Source organism: Rhodococcus sp. MALMAid1271, assembly GCF_049195265.1.
Lineage (GTDB): Bacteria > Actinomycetota > Actinomycetes > Mycobacteriales > Mycobacteriaceae > Rhodococcoides.
Genome location: NZ_JBMIRQ010000108.1, coordinates 176113 through 199817, shown reverse-complemented (window position 1 = coordinate 199817; position 23705 = coordinate 176113). Strand labels below are relative to the sequence as shown.

Genomic DNA, 23705 nt, shown 5'->3' with positions numbered 1-23705 from the left:
CCGATACATTGTGTGACAAACCGGTGTCCGACAGCCCACGGGGAATCGACCGGAAGGTGGCTGTTCGGGGGCGAGGTCGTCAGTAGCGGCGGTGCGCGCCAACCAAAAAGTCCGGCTCCCCCATGCGTGGCATGGGCGAGCCGGACTGATGGGCAGCGAACGTCAGCCGCAGTAGCTCAGCGTGTGTTTCGGGAGCTACGCGTCGAGACGCGTGGAGAGTATCTGGGCCTCGCGCACCGGCCGGCGGTTGGACTCGGAGAAGTCGGGGGCCGTGCACAGGAACAGGGTTCGACCGTCCTCTCCACCCAGCGCGCAAGCGAAAACACCTGTGGGGGTGGCGATCTCTTCGATAATCTCGCCACCCTCGGCGACGTGCACGACCCTCGCGCCGATGGCGTCGGCGATCCACAGGGTGCCGTCGGCCTCGAGGTCGCAACCGTCGGGAGCAATCACGAGGCGCGCCATGGCCGGTTCGAGCGCGTCCGCGACCGGATCCGGGCCGAAGGTTGCCCAGTTCGTACGGTTGGAGAGCGACCCGTCCTCGGCGATGTCGAAGGAGGTCACCCGGTTACCGAAGGACTCCCCGACCAGCAGACGACCGTCGGTGGTCACGACCATGCCGTTGGGGAACCACAGGTTGTCGGCAACCTCGGTGGCGCTGCCGTCGGTATCGACCCGCACCAGGTTGGTCGAGGTCACGGAGTCCCCGGCCATGAGATCGAAGCCGAAGTTGCCGACGAAGGCCCGGCCACGGTCGTCGACGACCATGTCGTTGACGTGATGCGAGAACAGGTCGGAGAGATCTGCGTGGGTCGCGAGGGAGCCATCGCTTTCACGTCGTACGACGAGGCGGTCGTGCTGCGAGGCAATCAGCAGGCGACCGTCGGGCAGCCATCCGAGTCCGGACGGTTGGCCCGGAACCTCGGCCTCGACCCGCAGGTCGGAGCCATCTTCGAAGACGGACATCGTTCGGTTGGTGTAGAAATCGGAGAACCACAGTCTTCCGTCTCGCCAGCGTGGCCCTTCGGTGAACGACTGGTCGGTGACGACGGTGGTGAACTCGCGTGTGGCCATGGTGATCATGCGCCTTTCGGGTTGAGGTTGTCTTGCGGGATGTGCTGTGACCGGGGTTCAGTCGGGGGTCGGCGCGATGCGCACTGTCGGCCGCGGATAGGCGGCGCGAGCCCAACGAGGGGGGACGAACGGAGTCCAGCCGCCCTCGGGCTGCGCCAGTCGATCGGCGACGGCATACAGAGCCGCCGGCTGGTAACCGAGGCCGAGGTGTGCGGCGTGGACCTCGATGTTCTCCGACCGCTGGGTCACGACGTCCAGGCAGGCGTGCCAGGAGACGATGCCGTCGAGGCGGCTGTAGATCGACGTGGTCGGCATCGGAAGCGGCGGCAGCCCCTCCTCGAGCGGCATGTCGAACTGCTCGACGTGGCGCTTGCCGAACATCGCGTACAGACGGCGACCGTGGCTGTGATCGTGGGTTCGGATTCGGATCGGGCTGCCCAGGGTGATCACTTGACGGACCATCTCGGGCATCTCTCGGGCAAGCCGGCGCGCGATGAGCCCGCCCAGGCTCCAGCCGATGAGGGTGACCGGCCGGCCATGCTTGTCGTGAATCGCTCGCAGCTTGGTCGGGGCTCCTTCGGCGATCTTCGCGGTGGGTCCGACATTGACGCCGAGGCCCCAGCCGTACGCGTCGTAGCCCAGGACGGTCAGATAATTGCGCAGCGCCATGGTGGACACGTCGCCGGTCCCCAGGCCGGGGATGACGAGGACGGGTTGACCATCGCCGCGCGGCGCGCTCAGCAGCACTGGCCAAGTCACCGACATCGAGCCGAGATCGGCGAGGCCCCTGAGGAAGTCGGTGCCGAGCAGGAGCTTCCCGGGCGCCCTGTCGGGTGCGGTGACGGGCGAAGGATCGCGCAGAGTGGAGCTCGATGTCATATCAGGAATTCCCATCACGGTTGAAGCGCGTCGGCTATTCCGACGGCATCTATGGCGGACCAGGTGTCATGTGCGTGGTGGGCGAGCACGATGACGTCGTGAAGTCGCCCGTCGCGGTCGCGGATGTGACCTTGCAGGAGAGCCTCGCCGGTGAAACCGAGGTTCGCGAACATGCTTGCCGCGCCCTCCTGGTCGACTGCCAGCTCGATGACGACCTTGCTGATGCCGCGCGCGAGGCTGCGCGTCAGCGCATGCTGGGCGAGGGACCTTCCGAGCCCCTGGCCTCGGTGGGAGGGCCCCACGACCAACCGCAGCTCACCGACGTGATCCGACCATCCGGGCAACCGAGCCACACCGACGTAGCCGGTGATGTGCGCGGACTCGTCGACCGCGACCCAGCAGGACCCACCTCGGATCAGATCCTCGACCGTTCTCGGGTCGGACAGCTCCTCGCGGATCAAGGTCAGGTCCCGCGCGGACAATGTCGCGAAGAACGCTCTCAAGTGGTCGGCGTCGGCCGGGCCGAGAGGCCGGATGCTCATGAGTGGGTCTCGCTTCGCTGTTTCAGAAAATCGACAATGGTCGGGATGGTTTTCCTCTGGGCACTCTTGCCGACGATGAGCCCCACGTGGCCGCCGTCGAGCCGCAGGAGTTCCTTCTCCTTCGAGCCCACGAGTTCCATCACGGGAGCGGTCGCGGTCTCGGGGATGATCGTGTCCCGGGTGCCGAGCACTGCGAGGAACGGCACCGTGATGTCGCGAAGGGTCACTCGGTCGCCGCCGAGTTCGATCCTGTCGTTCATGAGCCCGTTGTCGCGGACCAGCATCGTGTGGGCCTGACGCATCGTGGACCCGGGGAAGGGGATGTGATCGGTCGCCCAGCGAGTCATCATCTGGTGGGCCGCAACGAAGTCAGCGCACCACATTCGGTCCAGCAGGTTGACGTAGTTGGTCAGGTCACCCATTGGCGAGAGTGAGCGAAACCCCTGGCGGATGACGCTTGCGGGGACGTTCCCGTCCTCGCCGACAAGCTCGTCGACGTCGAGTTCCGTGCGGCCCATGATGTCCACCAGCGGCCCGAGTCGAGTGAAATCCACGGGGCAGGCGATGACGGAGAGGCTGCGCAGCGGGGACTCGGGATGGTGCGCTGCGTGCAGCAGCGTCAGCACCCCGCCGAAGCAGTAGCCCAGCAGGTTGACGCTCTCCGCCCGAGAGCGGCGACGGATCTGCTCCAAGGCACCAGGAATGGCGAGGTCCACGTAGTCCTCGAGGCGATTGGCTGCGTCACGCTCGTCGGGAACGCCCCAGTCGAGCATGTAGACGTCGAGGCCGGCGTCGACCAGCGACTCGATGAAGCTGTTGCCCGGAGTGAGGTCGATGAGGTAGCTCCGGCTCACCAGGCTCGGCACGATCAGGATCGGGGTGCCGTACTGCGCATTGCCGCTGTAGTGCCACAGCTCAGCACGACCGAAGGTCCACACGGTGGTCTTCGGTGTCTGTCCGGTGGGGGTGGTCGCCCCGCCCGTGACCAAACGGATCCCGTTGCGGGCACGCTGCCCTGTGCGCTCGATCTCACGGCGCACGCGGTCGAGGGTCGATTCCTGTTCAGACATGGGAACCGTCCTCCCGGGTAGAGAGCGCGAGGCGTAGCTTCCTGACCTCGCGGTCGAGCTCGCCGACGTGTCGGGTCAGGCGGCTGATGTCGGATCTCGCCGGCATGTTCACGGCGTGCAGGGCCCAGGTATTGGCATTGCCGACTATCCGGCGGACGGTCCTCCTGCACGTGTGGACGACGCGCAGGGCCTGCGCGAACTCGTCGGTGTCGAGGGCGTCTTGCAGACGCGGGTTCACGTGTTGCTCGATGGTCGAGTAGAGAGCAAAGGGCGACAGTCGCGGCATTGTTGCGATCTCCTCTCTCCTCAGCGCGGATCGATGGTCATCGGGTCGGCCGGAGTGGCTGACGACCATCGTCGGCGCGATGGATCAAGTTGATCCCACCGCGAGGTTCGCCGTCTCGCGCGGATGCGCACACGACTGTCGCGGACGCGCATATGTACCGAGTGCGCTCCGTCCGCCCGGTACGACGGGTGGGCTACGCAGAGTTGGAGGTGCCGGCGCGTACGTCGCGGGGGCTGACACCGAACTGGCGGCGGAAGGCAGCCGCGAAAGCGCTGGCAGAACCGAATCCGACAGAGGCACCAACGGCTGCGACGTTGTGGCCCGAGAACGAGGCGCTCGTCAGCCGGATCCGGGCCAGCTCCAGGCGTTCGGTGCGGATCAGCTCGGTGGCGGTGGTGCCGTGACGGGTGAGCGCGGCCTGGATGTAGCGGCCCGACCAGTTGACGGCCGTTGCCAGTGTCGCGACGGACAGATCCGGGTCGGTGACGTTCTCGCGGATGTGGCGGCGTACGGCCTGGAAGACGGCCTCGGTGCCGGTCTCTTCAGCGATGTCGAGCTCGCCTGTCATCGCGATGCTGGCAAGGTCGACGACTTGGTCGCAGATCAGGTCGAACTGACTGGCCGAGATCTCCTCGCGGGAGGTGTTGAGGCTGACCAGGAGGTCGCGGCACACGCGCGGCAAACCGCTGTCCCCCAGGATCCTCAGATCGGTCTGGCAATGGGAGCGAGAGAGTCGATCGTCCAGGCGGGACGCCGGAACGATCAGGGTGAGCGCCGATGCACCCCTGCGGTGGGCGAGATGGAACGGGGAGTCGATCGGCAGCAGCGCGATGGTCCCGGGTGTCAGCTGCTGCTCGGGGTTCGCTGAGCCGACGTGCTGGTCTCCGTGCAGTGGCACCAGGAGTTCGTAGTGTCCACGCTCGTCGGTGCGGATGTGGCGACGCGAGCGAGCGACGACCTCCTCGCCGCTGCACCAGTTCACCAACTCGTAGGTGTCCGTGCGCTGCCGGGTTGTGTGCCCTTCGAAGGCCTGATCGCCGAAGGAGATCTGCAGTGCTCCGTGGATACTGGAGCACCACTCGCGCCACGCGTCTATCGACTGGGCGTCCGATGCCTGCGCCGTGAAGGTGTCGAGCTGGTACATGTGTCTCCTTGGCGGTGAAACTACCTTAGAGAGTGACGCCAGTCACCATCATCGATGAGACGGACTCCCGCGGTCAGCCTGTGCGCGTTGGCGACAGTGCAGTGCGCTCGGCAGGCAGACCGCCGTGGGTCCTCGGCCGTGAACTTGTCGTACGACTCCCGTCGACCACAGCCGAGAGGAACCCGTCCATGACCGCGATCATCGAGATCCCCCGCACGCACAACCCATTCGTCCGCCACGGCGTCAGCACCGACCAGTCGGGGCCGTATTACGACGCGCTGCCCGCCTCGCTGGTCGAGCTGCTCAGGACGCGGGCCGAGCAGACCCCCGACGTGGAGGCGGTCGCGGAGATCGGCGGCGAGCGAATGACCTACAGCCAGCTGTGGGACCGTGCGTCCCGCGTCGCCGGTGGCCTGCGCCACGCAGGGATCACGCGGGGGGACCGGGTCGGCGTCCGCTACCCCGCTGGGACCAACTGGGTGCTCGCGTTCTGGGGAACGCTGATGGCCGGCGCAATCGTCGTCGCGACCAACATCCGCTCCTCGGAGCCGGAGACGGCCTTCATGCTCGAGGACGCCGGGGTGAAGCTCGATCTCGCGGCCGACTCGTCGCTGCCCGATGGGCCTGCCCACGTGGAAGAAAGCCTGGGGAACAACGACGTCGCGGCCTTCTTCTACACCTCGGGAACAACCGGGCACCCCAAGGCCGTGCCGACGACCCATGCGGCCTTTCTCACCAACGCCGTCAACGTCTCTCGCTGCATCGGTATCCCGGCCGACTCCGGCGCGGAGATGCGGACGCTGATCTCGGTGCCACTCTTCCACGTCACCGGGTGCAACACGCAGCTGCTCGCCGCCCTCTATGTCGGTGGCACCGCGGTGATCCTGCCGACGTTCGATCAGAGCCTGCTCCTCGACACGCTCGTCACCGAGCAGATCACCTTCATGGTGTCGGTGCCGGCGATCTACGCGCTGATCCTGCGCAACCCGAACTTTGCCGCCACCGATGTTTCCCGCGTCCGATGGGTGGGCTATGGCGGCGCTCCGGTTGCTCCGGCCCTGGTCGCCCAGATCCAGCGAGGATTCCCCGATGCCAGGGTTTTCAACGGCTACGGGATGACCGAGTCGGCCTCGCTGATGACGGTCCTGCCGCACGAGGATTCGATCGAGCACGCCGACTCGATCGGCTACGCGGTGCCCTCGATCGAACTCGGCGTGATCCCGCTGAGCGACGACGACCCGATGACCGGTGAGCTGGTCGCCCGAGGTGCCAACGTGACCGCCGGCTACTGGAACCGTCCCGAGGCCAACCGCGAGACCTTTGTCGACGGCTGGCTGCATACCGGAGACGTCGTGCGGGTCGACGAGGCGGGACGCGTGCACATCATCGATCGGAACAAGGACATCATCATTCGGGGCGGCGAGAACATCTCCAGCCTCGAAGTCGAGGCCGCTTTGCTGAGCGCACCCGGGGTCGCGGACGCGGCAGCCATCGCGGTGCCCGACGAGGTCATGGGCGAGAAAGTGGGCGCAGTTCTGTATGCGGACAGTGGTCACATAGTGCTCGACGACGTGATCGCGCACTGTCGAACGGTGCTCGCCGACTACAAAGTGCCTCAGTTCGTGCGGATCCTGGCGCAGCCCCTTCCGCGTAATGCGGGTGGAAAGCTACTCAAGGCCGAACTCCGCCGTTCGGATGCCTGGAGCGAGTTGCCGCGTTGAGCCGGACTCGATTGGTTCGAAAGCCGATGCATTGCTCAGTTGTTCTCTCTCGTAGAGGGTTCGGCCGTTGGAGGCGATGACCTTCGTCGGCAGTCCGAACACGAACGTGCTCTGTGGTCGGTTGCCTGCCGAGTAGATCGGCGGCTCGTACGGGGCCCCGAGCTGTGCGGTCATCGCTTGATCGGTCCGTGGTAGTTGCCGACTGCACCTCCTGCAGCCGAGCCGAGAGTGTTCGAGACCGAGCCCGCAGTGCGGCCGGCGTGCGATTTGTGTCTCTCGCCCGTGTCGAGGGGAAGACCACGTCGGCGCAGGTGAAGGTCAGTTTCCCGGTGTCGAAACGGACCGCCTTCGCCCGCGAGGCGGGGGTTCGCAGAGTCCCGCCGAAAGGGGCGCACGTACTCTGGTTCTCGTGCGACTTCAGCGACAGGTGGTGGACTACGCCCTTCAGCGTCGGTCGCTGCTGGCCGAGGTCTACTCCGGTAGGACCGGCGTCGCAGCGGTCTGCGATGCAGACCCCTATCTGCTCCGCGCTGCCAAGTTCCACGGACGCGGTAGCGATCTGGTGTGCCCCATCTGTCGCAAAGAGCAGCTCACCCTGGTTTCTTGGGTTTTCGGGGAGAAGCTCGGTCCGCTGTCCGGGTCAGCGAGAACGGCCGACGAACTGGTCCGTCTCGCGTCGACCCAGGAGGAGTTCTCGGTCCATGTGGTCGAGGTCTGCCGCTCGTGCAGCTGGAACCATCTCGTCCAGTCGTATGTCCTCGGGGCCGTCCCCGCACCGAAGCAACCCCGTCGTTCCCGATCGGGTTCCCGCCAACCGAACCGTCGAACCGCGAGTGAATGACACAATCGCTCTTCTGATGCCCTCGCGTGAGACGCGGCCGCCGAAATTACTGGAGATTTGTACGTGAGTTCCTACGACGACAACCCGGGTAGCAACGAACCTGGCCGTAGCGACTCCGGACGGCGTCCCGACGTACCCGAGACTCCACGTGGCAGTCGACACTCCGATCCCCCCGGGCGTCGGCCCGGCCCCCCGCCCGGTCAGCGTCCAGGGCCTCCTCCTGGTCAGCGACCGATGCCGCCGCAGGGCCGTCCGCCGATGCCGCCCCCCGGGCAGCGACCCGGCCCTCCCCCGGGCCAACGGCCGGGTCCCCCTCCCGGCCAACGCCCTGGACCTCCCCCTGGTCAGCGTCCTGGGCCTCCGCCCGGCCAACGCCCTGGACCTCCCCCCGGCCAACGCCCTGGACCTCCTCCCGGTCAGCGGCCGATGCCGCCGCAGGGTCGACCCACACAGGGCAGACCACCACAGGGCAGACCCCCGGTGGATCCGGCCACCGGACGTCCCGTCGCCGACCGCCCCTACGGCGAACGCCGCTACGGCGAGCCGCCGATCACGCCCGCAGCACGGACTGCGGCCGCGTCGGGTGTCACTCGGTCCGGCTCTGTGCCACCACCGGACGAACCGAACGATCCATCAGTCAGCTACTCGGGCAGTGAACCGCCCGAGCCACCCGAGAGAGGTACCGCCGCGAATACGAAGAAGAGGTCCAAGTGGCGGGTCGTCCGACGCACGCTCTACGCGTTCATCGCCCTGGGCATGATCGTGCCGATTCTGGGATTCATGGTGGCGTACACGTTGGTGGACGTCCCGCGGCCGGGTGACCTCAGAACGAACCAGGTTGCGACGATCTTCGCGTCCGACGGTTCGACTGTGCTCGGCAAGGTCGTACCCCCCGAGGGCAACAGGACCGACGTGACGATCGACCAGATTCCTGTGCACGTGCGCGATGCGGTGCTCTCGGCCGAGGACCGTGACTTCTATTCCAATCCCGGATTCTCGGTCACCGGATTCGGCCGAGCCCTGCGCGACAACATGCTCGGACGTGACAGCGCAGGTGGCGGCTCGACCATCACCCAGCAGTACGTGAAGAACGCACTGGTCGGTACCGATCGGACCCTGACGCGAAAGATGCGCGAGCTCGTCATCTCCTCGAAGATGGCGCGGCAGTGGTCCAAGGACGACATCCTGGCGGCCTACCTCAACACCATCTACTTCGGTCGCGGTGCCTACGGCATCGCTGCCGCGTCGAAAGCGTATTTCGGAAAGTCCGTCGATCAGCTCTCGATCGAGGAGGGTGCAGTTCTCGCTGCGACCATCCAGCAGCCCTCCGGTTTGGATCCCGAGAACAATCCGACCGGTGCGCGGGCCCGGTGGGACTACGTGCTCGACGGCATGGTGTCGCAGGGCACTCTCGATCCCGCCCAGCGCGCCACGATGCAGTACCCGGCCTGGATTCCCACCTCGCAGATCGACTCGGGAGATGCCGACGATGCCGGCCCCAACGGCCTGATCAAGTCCCAGGTGCTCAAGGAGCTCTCGGCGGTCGGGGTCAGCGATCAGGACCTCAACACCGAGGGGCTGCAGATCACCACCACCATCGACCCGAAGGCTCAGGCCGCGGCCGTCGATGCCGTGAACAACAGTCTCGAAGGTGAGCCCTCGGATCTGCGGACGGCCTCGGTGTCGATCGATCCGCGTACCGGCGCGGTCCGTTCGTACTACGGCGGAGCGGACGGGCGTGGATTCGACTTCGCGCAGTCCGGCCTCCAGACCGGATCGTCGTTCAAGGTGTTCGGGCTGGCCGCTGCGCTCGATCAGGGCATTCCGCTGTCGAAGATGTACGACAGCTCCCCGCTCGACGTCAACGGCATCCAGATCAGCAACGTCGAAGGCGAGTCCTGCGGCACCTGCACCATCGCCGAGGCACTCAAGCGCTCGCTCAACACGAGCTTCTACCGCATGATGCTCGGCATGGACGATGGTCCGCAGGCCATCGCGGACATGGCGCACAAGCTCGGTATCCCGGAGGAGATCCCGGGGGTCGGGCCCACTCTCACCGAGCCCGACAACGCCGGCCCGAACTACGGAATCGTGCTCGGCCAGTACCAGTCCCGCGTCATCGACATGGCCTCGGCCTATGCGACGCTCGCGGCGTCCGGGGTCTATCACGCACCGCACTTCGTGCAGAAAGTCGTCACCGCCGACGGCACTGTGCTGCTCGATCGAGCGCCCGATGCGGGCCAGCAGGTGGTCTCGGCCGCAGTCGCAGACAACGTGACCTCGGCGATGCGTCCGATCGCGGGATACTCCAACGGTCACAACCTCGCAGGCGGCCGCCAGTCCGCGGCCAAGACCGGTACCGCGCAGCTCGGCGATACCGGCGAGAACAAGGACGCCTGGATGGTCGGCTACACGCCGTCGCTGTCCACGGCCGTCTGGGTCGGCACCGAACAGGGCGTGGCGCTGGAGAACAGCTACGGCGGGCAGATCTACGGATCCGGCATACCGTCGGACATCTGGAAGGCGACGATGGACGGGGCGCTGCAAGGCACCTCGAACGAGAGCTTCCCGACGCCCGAGGCCATCGCCGGTCAGGCAGGCGTGCCGCAGTACACCGCGCCCGCACCGACTGCAACGGTGGCCCCGACCACCGCTCCGCCGCCGATAACCCTGCCGATTCCGACGGAGATCTCACCGCCGGTCGTCATCACCCCGCGTCAGGTCGAGATTCTGCCCGGAGTCACCATTCCACTTCCGGGATTGGCTCCGGCCGAGCCGGCGCCAGCTCCAGCACCGGCAGCGCCTGAACCGGCGACACCCGGCCAGTAGCGACTTCACCGGTGACGACCGAACCCGAGCGCACAGGTCGCGCGCTGGCGAGCCCTGGTCGCCTCGACACGGCAGGCGCAGCGGATCGCGATGCCCCCAGCCGGACCGATCCGATGACCGGGGAACTGTCCTCGGTCATCGGTGGTCCGGTCGGACGGCACGCGTTGATCGGACGGCAGCGCTGGTTCACGGCGCTGCGAGTGATCTTGTTGCTTGCGGTGATCTTCCTGAGCTTCGGTTGGTTCGCGAAAGCCGCGTGCATTCAACAGGCACCGGTCGGGGCCAACGGTGAGCTGGGCTTGGACTGGAGCGGCAGCCGCCAGTACGTGGCGATGTGCTACTCGGACACCGTGCCGCTCTACGGTGCCGAAAGACTCGATCAAGGTGCATTCCCGTACAAGAAGTCCTGGGAAGAGACCAAGGCCGATGGGTCGAGCCAGGTTCGCTACATGGAATACCCGGTGCTCGCGGGTCTGTACCAGTACGGCTCGATGGTGGTCGGCAAGATGTGGAACTCGGTGAGTTTCCTACCGCAGGCGCTGCCCGTCGTCGTCTACTTCAATGTGGTCGCCCTTGGGTTGGCGGTGGCCTGGTTGGTCACCGTCTGGGCGACGGCGATAGCTGCCGGACGCCGAATCTGGGATGCGGCCCTGGTGGCAGCATCACCGTTGGTGATCGTGCACGGTTTCACTAATTTCGATGCCCTCGCAACAGCATTCGCGCTTACCGGACTGCTGGCGTGGGCCAAGAAACGGCCGGTGCTCGCCGGTGTGCTGATCGGCCTCGGCGGTGCCACCAAGCTCTACCCCCTGTTGTTCCTCGGACCGCTGTTGGTGCTGTGCTGGCGCACCGGCCGGATGCGGGAGTGGGGGCTCACAGCAGGTGGTGCGCTCGGAGCCTGGCTGGCGGTCAATCTTCCTCTCGCCCTGCTCTATCCGTCGGGTTGGTACGAGTTCTTCAGGCTCAACTCCGAGCGTGGTGCCGACCCGGATTCGCTGTACAACGTCGTCTCGTCGTTCACCGGTTGGTCAGGCTTCGACGGTCCGCTCTACCCCGGCGACAAGCCGTTGATCCTCAATGCCGTGACGCTGGTGCTGTTCGCCATCGTGTGTGCGGTGATCGCGTACATCGGCACGACGGCTCCGACGCGGCCACGCCTGGCGCAATTGGTGTTCCTGGTGGTGGCCGGATTCTTGCTCACCAACAAGGTGTGGAGTCCGCAGTACTCGCTGTGGTTGGTTCCGCTGGCCGTGCTTGCACTTCCGCACCGCCGAATCCTGTTGGCGTGGATGGCAATCGACGCGTTCGTCTGGTTTCCGCGGATGTACTACTACCTGGGGGTGGAGAACAAGGGCGTGCCCGAGCAGTGGTTCACCGCGGCCGTCGTGTTGCGCGATATCGCCGTGATCGGGTTGTGCGCGTTGATTGTTCGGCAGATCTATCGCCCGTCCGAGGATCTCATTCGAAACGGCAGCGCCGTCGATCCGCTCGGTGGCGTACTCGACGGCGCTGCAGATCGGGCCCCGGCTCGAAAGGCCCCGGCCCGCAAGGTCACATATAGCGGCCGAGCTGTTTGACGGCTTCACCGGCGTGCTTGGCCTGAATGCCGTCGCCGATGGCCTGCAGCTTCCATTCACTGCCCTGGCGATACACCTTGGCCATCACCAAGCCGGTGAAGGGCATTCCGCCTTGGAGGGTGAAGCGGGCCAGTTCGGTGTTGGTGGTGTTGTCCACCAACCGGCAGAATGCGTTGTCCACCTGTTCGAACGTCTGCCCGCGGTACGAGGTGACCGTGAAGATGATGCCGGTGACGTGCTGTGGCACTCGCGTCAGGTCGACCACGATCACCTCGTCATCGCCCTCGCCCTCACCGGTGAGGTTGTCGCCCTGGTGCAGAATCGAACCGTCTTTGGCTTTGAGCTGCCCGTAGTAGACGACGTCGTTGACGCTGCGATCGGCCAGCATGATCGCCGACGCGTCCAAGTCGATGTTCGTCGCCCGGCCGCCGCCGCCGAACAGTCCACCCCTTTTCGGTGTGGTCACCGGGTCCCAGCCCAGTCCCATGCGAATGACCGTCAACGCCACGCCGCCGTCCTTGCGGAGGGTGACCTTCTGGCCCTTGGTGAGGCTGACGGGCTTGGACTTGGTGAGACTGACCTCGGGTGCCTCGGTGCGTACGGACGGGGCGGGAGGTGGGGGCGGGGTTGCCGGCGCAGCCGGTGGCATTGCCGGCGCAGCCGGGGGCGGCGTCGGCGCGGCAGCCGGTGCATCGTCCACGGACACGCCGTGATCGGTCACCAGTGCGGCGAATCCGCCTGCATAACCCTGCCCGACGGCTCGGACCTTCCAGCTGCCCTGCCGGCGGTAGATCTCGAGCGCGATCACGATGGACTCCGAGGACAATCCGTCGATCGTGTACTCGTACAACACATTTCCTGCAGTGTCGCTGATTCGCGCGACGGGAGCTGCGGATCGACCGAAGTTGCTCGACGCGTCGTCGAGGGTGATCACCGCACGGATCTGCTCGATATCGGCGGGGACGGCGGCGAGGGAGACGGCCAGCCGAGCCGGTCCACCCTGGGCGGGCTCGAGTCGCACGCCGGGGCCGGTGGGCTGGTTGAAGAACACGAAGTCGGCATCCGTGCGTACCTTGCCGGCGGCGGTGACCAGCAGCGCAGACAGGTCCGCGGGTGCAGCCAGCGCGATGGAGACGAGGACGTCACCGGCGGTGAGGGGGCCGTTCTGGCCCTTGGACAACGGTTGACCGGCCGGAGCAGACAATGTGATGGACTCTCTCTCGAAGTGCTGGTTACCGTCATCCAATGTACTTGTTCGATTTGTCCGGCTGGGCGGCCGCGCGGTCGAGGCCGGTCAGATCTGGCGCAGTGTGAACAGCTCGCCCGGCGAACACCCGAGGGCGCGGCATACCGCTGTGAGCGTCGAGAACCGGATGGCCTTGGCCCGGTCGTTCTTGAGTACCGACAGGTTGACGACGCTGACGCCGGCGAGACGCGAAAGCTCGGCCAGCGTCATGCCGCGGGCATCGAGAATGGCTCCTAGATGGCAGACCACGAGGTGGTCGACGAACTCATCCGCCATCAGACCAGCCCGTCGGCGTCGCGAGCAAGCTTCGAGCCTTGACGGAGAACTGCATAGACGAACTGGAGAACTATCGCAACGATGACGGCCAGCCAGAAGGATCCGAGACTGCGTGCCGTGTCGGTGAGCTCGGTCGTCTCCAGCGCGCCCTGGATGGCGTTGGTACTCATCACTCGGAGGCCTCCGGTGACCACCGGGTACAGAACCAGGCAGAGGGCAACGACGGCCAGATCGATACTGGCACTTGTGCTGAACGGGGTCTCCTCGATGACGTTTCGGAAGAATCGGTGCGCGAAGAAGATTCCCACCAGAAGGAGGATTCCGCCGGAGATGATCTCGCCGTACCTCATGAAGTCGATCATCCCGATGAGTCTGTGGACATCGCTCTTGGCGACACTGAGTTCGATGACGTTGCCTGGCTTCAACTGTCCCCCGAAAAGCTCTCGGGGCGGGGTGTTCTCCAGCGGCACCACCGTGGCCATGACGTAGTCCGACGAGTGGTATCGCCACAGTCGGATCCCGGACCACACTGCGGCGATCACCGCGAAATATGCCATCAACCATGCGTTGGCTCGTGCAGAGCCCAGCCCGTGTCCCATCCCGCCGCCTCCATATCGATAGTCGATAACAACGAATATCGATAGGATATCGAAAATCGATATGGTGTCAACCGGCGATCCATCCTCACCTGCGGAGCGCGACCGCCATGTGCTGACCGATCTCCGATGCGAGACCGGCAGTATCGGCGGGCAGGATGTCGATGGAATCCTCGGAGTAGACGATGTACCGGCCGTCTCTTTCGAAGTCCATCCAGAAGAACGCGACGGCATCGGTGTCGCGTCGGTTGTCGTAGGTCTTACCGCGCGCAACGATGATCTCCCCCACCGCCGACCGGGGGCGCTCGAAGAAGGTTCGGAACTTTTCGGACTCCGTTGCTCCTCGCGTCGCGGTGGACAGGTGAGATCCACCCGATAGTGCCGGCGTACCGGCACGTTCGAGTCGTGTCGCCGGTAGGTTCCCCGCCGTGTCGGCAGGCATGGACGCGAGGACACGTGCGGGCGCGAGGGACGGATCGGTCAACTCGATCGTGACCGCCCCGCCGGACGTCGCGTCGGGACCGGGCTCCTGTATCAGTACCACCGCCATGTCGTGCCGGACCGCAGCATGGGCGCGGATGGCCCGGTAGCGCGGATCACGTGCGTCACCTCGACATTCGATTCGCGCTATCGGGTCGACGAGCGTGCGCATCGCCGCACCGAGGTCGTCGTCCATCAGCGCATCGATCCTCGCCGACGCCTCCCGACGTACGCGTTGGTGTTGGTCCTCGGTATCGACATCGATGGCAACGACGAGGGGATACGGCAGTCTGTCTCGACCGAATCGACTGCACAGCAGCATGAAGTCGATTCCGGCCATGGTCCAGCTCGTCATCCTCAGCCGCCCAACACCGGTGGTGCGACGAGCGGCAGCTCGCCGATCAGTTCGCTGCCGTTGCTCACATCGACCAGATAGCCGGGGGTGGCATGTTCACCGTCGTTGTCGCCTGCTCCGCGAGCCCCTCCTGCGCCGACGCCGCCCATCCCCGGCAAACCGTGCGCACCCGCACGTCCTGCAGTCGACGCGGCAGCAGCACCGCCGCCGAGGCCGCCGCCCCCGGTCGTCCCGTTGCCGCCGATCGGTGGTCCGAGAACAGACCCGCCGTAGGCCGCGCCGGAACCGCCGCCCGATCCACCGGCCGAGCCCGCGCCGTAACCCGACCCACCCGCCGAACCGGCACCGCCGTAGCCCAAACCGCCGGTGCCGGACCCACCGTGGCCACTTCCGGATCCCGTACCGGTACCACCGCTGGCGTATCCGGGCCCGGATACCGAGGCCGCGCGGGTCGCACCGGCACCGTCGGCGTCCGGCGACACGCCGGATCCACCCGAGCCGGAGCTGCCTGATCGTGCATCGGCCTGCCCGGTTCCGGCGTGGTCCGGGCCACCGGGCTGCGTCTGTGCGGCTGCCGCCTCCGAGGCCGGATCGGATGCACCGCCCGGCGCGCCGGCCCCACCGAGACCTGAGGTCCCGCCGCTACCGAGTCCCGAATTCGTGACGGAACCGCCGCCGTCGCTGACGGGGTTGTGTGCGGCCGGCAGCACCGGAACCCGCGCATCGGATTGCAAGACCCCCGGCACGTACACCGAGCGCATGACCAGTCGCGCCTGCTCTTCCTGCTCGTCGTGCAGGCGCGCTATCTCCTTGACAGCGTCGGCGAACGGCAGCCCGCTCGGAAACGTCGAGGCGAGCATGTCGGCACCGAGACCGAAGTCCACGATCGGCGGTACTGCCGCCCTGGTCTGGGTGAATCCTGCATGCGCTTCGAGGAGTTTGTTGCTGATCATCGTCATCGCGGTGGACAGCGCGGTCGCCGAGGACGTGTAGTCGGCCACCCCGGCCTGAACGGCGGTGGCGGTGGGCCCCGACCACCCGGCATCGAACGCGGATTCGATTCCGGTTCTGAAGCTCTCGGATCCCTCGGCGGCTGCTGCGGCCAGGTCGTTCCAGTTCTGCGAGGACGTCGAGATCGACTCGGACGCCAGTGTGTTGACCTTCGCGATGATGTCCGCGTGCTTCATCACCTCGAACGGCTCGGTGACCACCACCTCGTTCGGCTCGTACTCGCCCGCGTAGCCGTACGAACCGTTCTTCTTGGAGAACGTGTTCTCGATCAACGAGTTGACGGCCTCGGGACCGAACCCGGCCTCAGGACCGTGTTCGATGATGGCCTGTACCTGCTGTTGAAGTTCCTCGTACGGATCCGCCATACCCACCCCTTGCCCTGCGTCTGTCTCCCCGACGACAAGTTAGACGCGGCGCACGGCGGTTCGGTTCCGCAACCACTCGAGTATCTCCTCGCCGGCCCGGACGCCGGAAGTATCGGTGACCGTCAACCAGGGGCGGGCGAATCGGATGAGTTCGAGCTCGCCGTGTCGTGGCCGGATCGCTGCGTCGGCGGCGATGAGCATCTCGGCGTCGAGGGCTCCGTCACCGGCGGCGAGCAGATGAGCCTCGGTGTCGAGGGTGCCGTCCTGGATCAGCCTGGCGCGAACCTCGGCCACCGCAGCGCTCTTGCACACAGCGTTGGGCATCGTGTAGATCTTGCGACCCTGCTGCGAGACGTTCCAGCCGTGGGCGGCGCACCACTGCGACCATTCGGTGACGAAGTTCTTCGGCACGGCGGCCGTGTTCACCACCAGGTAGCAGAACAGTCCGTCCGCCTCGCGGTACTTGAGGACCCATTCCTCGGAAATTCGCGATCTCAGCTCGGCACCGACACCGGCCAGATCGACATCGAAACCATTGCGCCACCGGGTATCCGGAATGCCATCGACGAGGATGTTGCCACCGTTGCTGGTAATGGCGTAGCGCCACGGGGCTCCTGGTAGTGAGATGCGCTGGAACTGCTCGATGGTGCGCGTCGTGGTCGGTACGACGGCTGCGGTCTCGGTCAGCTCGCGTAGTAGCGAGACGGATCGAGCGCTCATGTACGACAACGGCTTTCCCTCGTACATCTCCACGCACTCGAACGTCTCGTCCAGCGACACCCCCAGTGCGCCCTCGGAGTAGATCATCGTGCGGTCGAGGTCGACGGCAATCTGAGTGTTCACGACGCATGCCCGTCGGAGACGTTCTTGATCAGTCCCATGCACGAGTAGGCGAGGTCGGGTACCACGTCCACCGGCACCCCCCTGGCCGCAGCGAGCATTCTGATGTGTTCGTGTTCGGGCGCATCCCCGTCGCGCACCAGCACCCGCCACGGAACGCGCCGAAGCAGCACCCGGGTGGTTTCACCGACCCCGGGTTTGACGAAGTTGACGTGCGAGATGCCGTACTCACGGCGGACTTTCTCCACCGACGCCCAGCCGGACCAGGTGGGGGTTCGGTCGGAGCCGCGCACTGCGGCCACCGAGGCATCGACGTCCCCGCGCACGTTGTCGAAACGTGCGGCGACGGTATCGAGCAGGTGGCGGGAGACGTCGGCGGGAGCGAGGTCGGCGTAGTACTTCGCGCCGTGAAAGTCGCCGGGGCGAATCAGACTGTCGTTGAGCACGGTTCGCGACACCAGCCCCGAGACCGTCGAGTTCAGGCATGCCGACGCGATCAGAAAGTCGTCTCGGGTGCCGTACGTGCGAGCACAGTTGCCCGGATCTGCCAGTACGGCCAGATCGTCGTCGAATTCCGCTTCCGGAAAGTCTCGCAAGGCTGCGGTGAGTTCACGAGCTATCGCGCCCTTTCCGGTCCAGCCATCGACGAACACCACCGAGCGCGGGTCGTGATGCTCGGCGAGATACCGCAGCGCCACACTGTCGATACCTCTGTCGCGAACGATCGAGACTGCGTAATGCGGGATCTCGAGGCCATGGGCGGCCGATGCCCAGCGGCGCATCAGGATTCCCACTGGTGTGCCTGCGCGGGCCAACGATGCGAGTGCGATGTCGTGTCCGCGCTCGGCCAGGACGATCTCGGTGACGGTTCCGACCGCGACCGCCAGCCGTGACGCGCTCTCCTGCAGTACTTTCTCGAACAGTTCACGGTAGGCGAGATCCGGTTGATACTCGACCGGCAGTGACTCCGCGTAGTGCGCTGTGCCGGCCTGAATCGCCTTCTCACGCTCGTCGATATCGGCCTCGAGCGATACCGCCGAGAGATCTTTGAGCAACCAGGTGACTTCATCGGGTGCATAAGAACCGAATTCGGGACCCCGCAGTGGACGCGCGCGCCGAGCGATCTCGAGCGCCGCCGGGTCGGCACCGGATACGACGACCGTCAGAACGTCGGTGCCCGACGCGGCGAACGTTTCGGCGGCTGCTGCGAGAGCATCGGTGTCGGCGGGGGCATCGGCGACCAGAACCAGTGTCGCGTCGTTCGGTGCGGATGCGTTGTAGAGGTACCGCACTGCCGATTCGTCCTCGGGTGCGGTGAACTCGAAACCGCGCCGCAGCGGATAGCCCGGCACGTCGAGGACGTAGGTGGGCGACCTGGTGGTGGTCTGGAACAGTGCGGGGTGGCCCAGGTTCTGCAGGGCCGCAGCCAGCCTCAACGGCAGATACATCAGTTCCTCGTGACCGACGACCACCACGGGACCCGATGCTTCGAGAGCGGAATCGACGGTTGCGGCGACGGCGTCGATCGCCGCGTCGAAACCGGCAGAATCCGAACGCAGAAAGCCGTGGCGGCCGCCGTCGGGCAGAGCCGCAGGCCATCGTGCATCGACTCGTTCAACAGAACCCGGTTGTGCTGCACGGGGATTGAACCTCGGATCGGGAAGGCCGAGTACCGTCTCCGTCAGGCCGGCAGCGAGCTGCACCGATCCCTGCGCAAGACTCACATTGTCGATCCGGATACCGAGCTCGGTGGCCACCGACTCGGCGGCATCGAGGTGCTCGGCGGTGCGCATGTCGACCAGGGACGCGATGACGTAGTGCGTGCGGTCGGCCGAAGAGTGGATCTGCCGCAGCGCATCGAGCGCTGTAGCTCCAGTGGAGATCTCGTCGTCCACCAGAATCAACGGCAGGTGGCCGCCGAGGAGATCGGGCGAGGTGGGCATCAGGAGGTGATCGGTGGCGTGAGAGTGGCCTTCCTGGAACTGGCCGTACACGGTCATCCCCGGGACTGTGCGCCGCGTGGAGTGCAGATAGCAGCGTGCCCCCAGCGCAGCCGCAACGGTGTGCCCCAATCCTGTTGCCGTCTCGGCGAATCCGAGTACGTCGACGTCGGAGCCGTCCACCGCGTTCGCGACGAGGGCCGCCAGTTCCTGTCCTGCCGAGAGGACGACATCGGGGTCGACGGGTATGTGTTTGCCGAGCACTGTCGATACCAGTAGGTGCGCGCGGCGGGGATTGCGGCGCAGGCCGGGTCGAACCAACTGTGTGGCCGTCCAGGAGGACGACGAGCCGGTGTCGGTCAAGACGACACCGTCGGCCGGATTGTCGGTCATCGCTGTGCCAGCGCAGTCAATAGATCCACGAACGTGATTCCTTCGTTGGTGACGCCGAACGCCCTGGCGCGGACCAGTGTCTGCTTGGCCCAATTGCGGTGGGGTCCCAGCTCGTTCATCTTGTTGCGGTACCCGGACGCCTGCACGCCGCCCTGGTCGGAGGACAATATATCGAGAGCGTCGTGGTACTCCTCGTGTGTCACGGCAGACAGTGCATGCACGGCGGGGACGTGCGAGGGGTGGATGACGGTCTTGCCTTGGATGCCGTTGGCGCGGTCGAGGGCAACTTCACGCAGTAGTGCGTCGAGGTCACTGCTCACCAGCTGCTGACGGAAGCGCACCGCGTCCTGATCGGCGAACGGAGTTTGCCGCAGCAGTGGACGAAACATGCGTTCGTGGTCTGCGAAGTACTCCCATACCGGTCCGGTGATGATGTACCCGGAACCGTCGTAGCGGCCGAGGTGGTTGACGATCGCGCTGATGGCGTCGGCGACGACGCGGACGTCGTAGATCGTCAGATCGCGGTCTCGGCGGATGCCGAAGGTCGCGCACATGTCGGTGGCTCCGATACGTACTGCGAGCACGGTGTCGTGGTAGTTGCCGAGTAGTTCGCGGATGGCGATCAGCTCTGCGTCGCGCGTCTCGCGGTGCACCACCTCGGGCGATTCGAGGACCGGCATCGCGAACAGCCGGGTGCCGTGTCGGCGCGATGCCGAGACGATCTCTTCGAGGAACTCGCCTCCGCCGGCTGCGGTGAATTTCGGCACCACGAATCCGTTGAGCCCGTTCGCACCGGGGTCGAGTCCCGCGCAGATGGCGCGGATGTGGGCGGCCGTGCGGGCCCGCACGAACACGAGCGATCTCGAACCCGAGAGTTCATTGAGAGTTTGTACGGTGTTGGCCAATGCCGCATCCACATCGCCGTCTGCCACAGCGTCTTCGAGATCGACGACGACCGATCGCACCCCCTCGTCGGTTCGTTTGTTCACCGTCGCGGTCAGATCGGGTCGGGTCGCTGGGATGTACAGTGTTGCGCCGAGAGCTGTTGCCAGAACGTTGTTTTCGTCGCTCGTCTCGATGTCTTCCGGCTGCAGGAAGAACACTCGTTCACGGGTGTCTGCGTCGAGATGGCGAAAGTGTTGCACCACTGTCCTTTGTGTGTTTGTGAGTCAGTGCGAGCTGCGCATGCGTTCGATCACGCCTGCGATGAAGTCCGAGATGGCATCGAGATCCTGCAAGTATGACCAGTAGTCGGGGTGGGCACCGGTCAAAGCGCTGCCCGCCCTGTCGATCCGGGCGAGCTGAGCATCCAACACCGAGCCCCATTCGGCAACCAGACCCCGATTGACCGCGAGTTGTTGCGCGTCCCGGAGCGTGAACCGCACCTTGTTCTCGGTCTCTTTCGGATCTGCCTTCACTGCGCGGAGCAGCCGAACTCGGTCGGTGACCGCGTCGACCAAGTGTTCGGCGTCGCCGAGGTGACTGCGCGCCTGGCCCACCAACTCCAGTGCTTGCTCGGGGTTTCCCGCGTCGAGGGCCGAGCGCGCCGCCCGCAGATCCTCGTCGGCCTGCTCGATGTGGCGAGCACTCGATCGTTCGTTGTGCGACAGATCCGCCGAGCTCTTGGCATTGAACTCGCGGAGCAAAGCCGAGAAGGCGGGCGCGATACCCTCCGATCGCGTTCGCACGGCTTGCATTCTGGTGCGCACCGAGGACAGCGCTGTGTGGGCTTCGCGGAGCTTTCCCGGGGCCGACTCCACGGCGGCGCGCAGCGTCGCAGCGCGTTCACGGACCAGGGCAGCATGCTCACGGGCGCGCAGGGGATCGCGTTGGTCGTTCTGCAATGTCGTTGTGGCTGCGTCGAGTTCGTGCCACGCCCGGCGGAGTGACGGATAGCCTGCGTATTGCTCGTCGACGGTGGATCGGGCGGCATCGGCCTCGCCGAGCGCGTCCTGGACCAGGCGCGGTGTTGCGGCGAATTGAGCGGACGCATGCTCGAGGCTCTGACGATGGGCGTCGTAGAACCTATCGACGGCCACGCTGGCGTCGTGTAGCTGCGCGGTTGCGCGATCGAAGGCCGATCTGGCGGCAGCGGTGGTGATTCCGTCGTACTGATCGACAGCGGCGAGATACGTCGCCCCGGCGTCGAAACATTGCTTTTCGGTCTGGGTCCACTGCGACGCGAGTCGATCGCCCGGGCGCAGTGCCGTCGAGGCCTCGACGCCTGCGGAGGCGATCGATTGACGCTTGTCCATATCGAGAAAAGCAGCGACGGCGTTGTCCTGGGAACGACGCGCGGCGGCGTCCGATTCGGCACCCCGGCGGAACACCCCAGGCCAGCGACTTGTCACCTGCTCGATAGTACTGGCGGGAACCCTGGCGATGCCGCGCTCGTTGGTCGAGTACGTCCAGAAACCGGACATTCCCACTACGGTTGTAGCCGTAACGGGAAACCATTTGCGAAAGGACCTCTCCATGGGCGTCAGCCTCAGCAAGGGTGGCAATGTCTCGCTCACCAAGGCAGCTCCGAACCTGACCGCGGTCACGGTAGGACTCGGGTGGGACATCCGCACGACGACCGGTACCGACTTCGATCTCGATGCCAGCGCCATCGCCCTGAATTCGACGAAGAAGGCTCTGAGCGACACGCACTTCGTGTTCTTCAACAACCTCAAGTCCCCCGATGGCTCCATCGAGCACACAGGCGACAACCTGACCGGTGAGGGCGACGGTGACGACGAGGCGATCAAGGTCGATCTCGCTGCCGTGCCGCCGGAGATCGAGACCATCGTGTTTCCCGTGTCGATCTACGATGCGGACGCACGTTCGCAGTCGTTCGGTCAGGTCCGCAACGCGTTCATCCGCGTGGTCAACCAGGCCGACAACTCCGAACTCGCTCGCTACGACCTCAGCGAGGACGCATCGACCGAGACCGCCATGGTCTTCGGCGAGCTGTACCGCAACGGCGCAGAGTGGAAGTTCCGCGCCGTCGGCCAGGGCTACGCATCGGGCCTCGCCGGAATCGCTCGCGACTTCGGAGTCAACGTCTAGTAAAGACGTTCTCAAGATTGGGGATACCCCCGCCTCGTCATTCATGATGGGCGGGGGTTTTTCCGTATCTGTCTCGAGAAGGGCCACGTCTGTGGTTGTGAAGATCTTCGGATGGTCGATCGCGGTCACCATCGTCGCCGTCATCGTTGCGTTCCTGTACGGCGGGCTCGAGGCAATGATCCTCGTTCTCATACTGGGTGTCCTCGAAGTGTCTCTGTCCTTCGACAACGCCGTCATCAACGCCACAGTGCTCCGCCGCATGAGCGAGTTCTGGCAGAAGATATTTCTCACCATCGGCATCGTCATCGCCGTGTTCGGCATGCGCCTGCTGTTCCCGCTCGTCATCGTCTGGGCCGCGTCAGGCAAGGGGCCCGTCGCGGCCATCGACCTCGCGCTCAATCCTCCTGCGGACGGCGCTGCCTACTTCCCCAACGGTGATCCGAGCTACGAGACGTTGCTGACCGACGCGCATCCACAGATCGCGGCATTCGGAGGCATGTTCCTGCTGATGCTGTTCCTCGGGTTCATCTTCGAGGACCGAGAGATCACCTGGCTCAGCTGGCTCGAGAAGCCGCTTGCACGGATCGGCAAGCTCGATCAGCTCTCGGTGGTCGTGGCAGGTCTGCTGCTGGTACTCAGCGCGGAATTCCTCGCCGCCGACGACAAGATCTCCACGGTGATGGTGTCCGGCGTGCTCGGCATGATCACCTACATCGCCGTCAACGGGCTCGGCGAGCTCTTCCACATCGAGGAAGAAGGCGAAGAACCCTCCGGCGGTCCGAGCGATCTCGCCAAGGCGACCGGTAAGGCAGGCTTCTTCCTGTTCCTCTACCTCGAGGTGCTCGACGCGTCGTTCTCGTTCGACGGCGTCATCGGGGCATTCGCAATCACGGCGGACCCGATCATCATCGCGCTCGGTCTCGGCTTCATCGGGGCGATGTTCGTCCGGTCGATCACGGTCTTCCTGGTGCGCAAGGGAACGTTGTCCGATTACGTCTACCTCGAACACGGGGCGCACTGGGCGATCGGCGCGTTGTCGGTCATTCTGCTGGTCTCGATCGGAGTGCACATCAACGAGCTGATCACCGGTTTCGTCGGCATCTTGTTCATCGGAGCGGCATTCCTGAGCAGTCTCCGGCGAAACAAGCGCCTCGAAGAGCGGGGTGTGGAGACCGAAATGACCGTCTGA

At 65.5% G+C, this 23705-nt stretch carries 21 protein-coding genes; 6 read left to right on the top strand and 15 right to left on the bottom strand.

The features are described from left to right. Positions 1 to 195: 195 nt before the first annotated feature. From ACOQFP_RS18815 to ACOQFP_RS18790, 6 genes are all read right to left on the bottom strand, one after another. Entirely contained in the window at positions 196 to 1074 is an 879-nt protein-coding gene (locus tag ACOQFP_RS18815) for an SMP-30/gluconolactonase/LRE family protein (protein ID WP_421585172.1), read from the bottom strand. Positions 1075 to 1131: 57 nt separating this feature from the next. Beyond that, positions 1132 to 1953: a lipase family alpha/beta hydrolase gene (locus ACOQFP_RS18810; RefSeq protein WP_421585171.1), complete on the bottom strand. Its 822-nt coding sequence runs from the start codon at positions 1951 to 1953 to the stop codon at positions 1132 to 1134. A gap of 14 nt (positions 1954 to 1967) precedes the next feature. Beyond that, on the bottom strand, positions 1968 to 2495 hold the full coding sequence (locus tag ACOQFP_RS18805) for a GNAT family N-acetyltransferase (protein ID WP_421585170.1): 528 nt from the start codon (positions 2493 to 2495) through the stop codon (positions 1968 to 1970). Continuing rightward, positions 2492 to 3565 carry an alpha/beta fold hydrolase gene (locus ACOQFP_RS18800; RefSeq protein WP_421585169.1) on the bottom strand — a complete coding sequence of 358 codons (1074 nt, stop codon included), beginning with the start codon at positions 3563 to 3565 and terminating at the stop codon, positions 2492 to 2494. Before ACOQFP_RS18800 ends, ACOQFP_RS18805 begins: the two co-directional genes overlap by 4 nt. Beyond that, complete coding sequence (locus ACOQFP_RS18795) at positions 3558 to 3851, bottom strand: hypothetical protein (RefSeq protein WP_421585168.1); 294 nt, start codon at positions 3849 to 3851, stop codon at positions 3558 to 3560. The genes ACOQFP_RS18800 and ACOQFP_RS18795 overlap by 8 nt, the downstream gene beginning before the upstream one ends. Positions 3852 to 4044: 193 nt before the next feature. Further along, positions 4045 to 4995, bottom strand: coding sequence for a helix-turn-helix domain-containing protein (locus tag ACOQFP_RS18790; RefSeq protein ID WP_421585167.1), 951 nt, complete (start codon positions 4993 to 4995; stop codon positions 4045 to 4047). Between the two features lie 188 nt (positions 4996 to 5183). Here ACOQFP_RS18790 and ACOQFP_RS18785 point away from each other — a divergent pair, with 188 nt between their 5' ends. The 4 genes from ACOQFP_RS18785 to ACOQFP_RS18770 all read left to right on the top strand — a co-directional run bounded on the left by ACOQFP_RS18785 (position 5184) and on the right by ACOQFP_RS18770 (position 11963). Beyond that, positions 5184 to 6716, top strand: coding sequence for a class I adenylate-forming enzyme family protein (locus ACOQFP_RS18785; protein ID WP_421585166.1), 1533 nt, complete (start codon positions 5184 to 5186; stop codon positions 6714 to 6716). A 409-nt stretch (positions 6717 to 7125) separates the two neighbouring features. Next, on the top strand, positions 7126 to 7557 hold the full coding sequence (locus tag ACOQFP_RS18780; RefSeq protein WP_206486843.1) for a DUF5318 domain-containing protein: 432 nt from the start codon (positions 7126 to 7128) through the stop codon (positions 7555 to 7557). 234 nt (positions 7558 to 7791) lie between these two features. Continuing rightward, positions 7792 to 10386, top strand: coding sequence for a transglycosylase domain-containing protein (locus tag ACOQFP_RS18775; protein WP_421585311.1), 2595 nt, complete (start codon positions 7792 to 7794; stop codon positions 10384 to 10386). Between the two features lie 113 nt (positions 10387 to 10499). Then, positions 10500 to 11963: a glycosyltransferase family 87 protein gene (locus tag ACOQFP_RS18770; RefSeq protein ID WP_341244195.1), complete on the top strand. Its 1464-nt coding sequence runs from the start codon at positions 10500 to 10502 to the stop codon at positions 11961 to 11963. On the opposite strand, the gene ACOQFP_RS18765 is transcribed toward ACOQFP_RS18770, so the two are convergent. The 9 genes from ACOQFP_RS18765 to ACOQFP_RS18725 all read right to left on the bottom strand — a co-directional run bounded on the left by ACOQFP_RS18765 (position 11938) and on the right by ACOQFP_RS18725 (position 21720). Further along, a complete protein-coding gene (locus tag ACOQFP_RS18765) occupies positions 11938 to 13167 on the bottom strand; it encodes a TerD family protein (protein WP_421585165.1) in 1230 nt (409 codons plus the stop codon). The two genes, ACOQFP_RS18770 and ACOQFP_RS18765, sit on opposite strands and share 26 nt — an antisense overlap. A gap of 90 nt (positions 13168 to 13257) precedes the next feature. Beyond that, positions 13258 to 13485: a helix-turn-helix domain-containing protein gene (locus ACOQFP_RS18760; protein ID WP_421585164.1), complete on the bottom strand. Its 228-nt coding sequence runs from the start codon at positions 13483 to 13485 to the stop codon at positions 13258 to 13260. After that, positions 13485 to 14084, bottom strand: coding sequence for a hypothetical protein (locus ACOQFP_RS18755; protein WP_421585163.1), 600 nt, complete (start codon positions 14082 to 14084; stop codon positions 13485 to 13487). The genes ACOQFP_RS18760 and ACOQFP_RS18755 overlap by 1 nt, the downstream gene beginning before the upstream one ends. Positions 14085 to 14169: 85 nt before the next feature. Next, positions 14170 to 14916 (bottom strand): ESX secretion-associated protein EspG, encoded by a 747-nt coding sequence (locus tag ACOQFP_RS18750; protein WP_421585162.1) that lies wholly within the window; start codon positions 14914 to 14916, stop codon positions 14170 to 14172. A 2-nt stretch (positions 14917 to 14918) separates the two neighbouring features. After that, positions 14919 to 16292, bottom strand: coding sequence for a WXG100 family type VII secretion target (locus ACOQFP_RS18745; RefSeq protein WP_421585161.1), 1374 nt, complete (start codon positions 16290 to 16292; stop codon positions 14919 to 14921). A gap of 39 nt (positions 16293 to 16331) precedes the next feature. Continuing rightward, entirely contained in the window at positions 16332 to 17135 is an 804-nt protein-coding gene (locus tag ACOQFP_RS18740; RefSeq protein ID WP_421585160.1) for an HAD family hydrolase, read from the bottom strand. After that, on the bottom strand, positions 17132 to 19465 hold the full coding sequence (locus ACOQFP_RS18735; protein ID WP_421585159.1) for a phosphoribosyltransferase: 2334 nt from the start codon (positions 19463 to 19465) through the stop codon (positions 17132 to 17134). Before ACOQFP_RS18735 ends, ACOQFP_RS18740 begins: the two co-directional genes overlap by 4 nt. Next, the gene (locus ACOQFP_RS18730; RefSeq protein ID WP_421585310.1) at positions 19462 to 20610 is read right to left on the bottom strand and encodes an HpcH/HpaI aldolase/citrate lyase family protein; all 1149 of its coding nucleotides are present in this window, start codon (positions 20608 to 20610) and stop codon (positions 19462 to 19464) included. The genes ACOQFP_RS18735 and ACOQFP_RS18730 overlap by 4 nt, the downstream gene beginning before the upstream one ends. Positions 20611 to 20634: 24 nt before the next feature. Further along, positions 20635 to 21720: a hypothetical protein gene (locus ACOQFP_RS18725; protein ID WP_421585309.1), complete on the bottom strand. Its 1086-nt coding sequence runs from the start codon at positions 21718 to 21720 to the stop codon at positions 20635 to 20637. Positions 21721 to 21940: 220 nt separating this feature from the next. On the opposite strand from ACOQFP_RS18725, the gene ACOQFP_RS18720 reads away from it, so the two are divergent. After that, positions 21941 to 22516 carry a TerD family protein gene (locus ACOQFP_RS18720; protein WP_206486972.1) on the top strand — a complete coding sequence of 192 codons (576 nt, stop codon included), beginning with the start codon at positions 21941 to 21943 and terminating at the stop codon, positions 22514 to 22516. Between the two features lie 91 nt (positions 22517 to 22607). After that, entirely contained in the window at positions 22608 to 23705 is a 1098-nt protein-coding gene (locus ACOQFP_RS18715) for a DUF475 domain-containing protein (RefSeq protein WP_421585158.1), read from the top strand.